The 597-nt window shown below is 46.7% G+C and carries 1 protein-coding gene and 1 pseudogene; both read left to right on the top strand.

Annotated features, from left to right (window positions below; translation table 11 throughout):
- Positions 1 to 11 precede the first annotated feature (11 nt).
- Complete coding sequence (locus R7Q46_RS28530; RefSeq protein ID WP_318078491.1) at positions 12 to 176, top strand: winged helix-turn-helix domain-containing protein; 165 nt, start codon at positions 12 to 14, stop codon at positions 174 to 176.
- Between the two features lie 105 nt (positions 177 to 281).
- Positions 282 to 597, top strand: a pseudogene (envZ, locus tag R7Q46_RS28525) (two-component system sensor histidine kinase EnvZ); the annotation flags it as partial.

The following is a 597-nucleotide window of genomic DNA, read 5'->3' as shown; positions in this document are numbered from 1 at the left end:
GTGATAAGCTGATGAACATGGCGCGTGGTCGTGAATACTCGGCGATGGAGCGTTCTACCGACGTACAAATTTCTCGTCTACGCCGCATGCTGGAAGACGATCCGAGCAAACCTCGCTACATCCAGACCGTATGGGGTTTAGGTTACGTATTTGTCCCAGACGGCAAAGAGTCGTAACTCTTACTCGCTTAACCGGCAATCGGTTTTTAAAACTTCGGCCATCAAATTTCCTTCTTATTTGGTGGTCGAGGTTTTCGCAATTAGGATCATTAGGAAATTTCCATGCGAATCCGAAGTTCACTGACACAATCTATTCTACTGTTCATCTCCTTGCTTCTCGCTAGCCAAGTCTTTTCTTATTACGCCGTTTTTAACTACGCGTTGATGCCAAGCCTGCAACAGTTCAACAAAATTCTCGCTCACGAACTGAATCTGGTTCTCGATGAAGATGGCCCGCTCAAATCGGATGCACCATTGCGTCGCCAGTTATTAGAAAGGTTGGGCGTGACAGTTCACAGCATCAACAGCGAGAAGGCGGTTGAGTTTAACCATGCGATGTCGATTGATTTGATGTCGGAGGAAATGACTCAAGAGCTAG

The sequence above is a fragment of the Vibrio sp. 811 genome (assembly GCF_033339195.1).
Note: the sequence above shows the minus strand (reverse complement) of the source record. Positions and strands in the feature narration are given on the sequence as shown.

Excerpts from the sequence above, each read along its gene's own strand:
- R7Q46_RS28530 (WP_318078491.1), top strand. The coding sequence starts at position 12 with ATGAACATGGCGCGTGGTCGTGAATACTCGGCGATGGAGCGTTCTACC.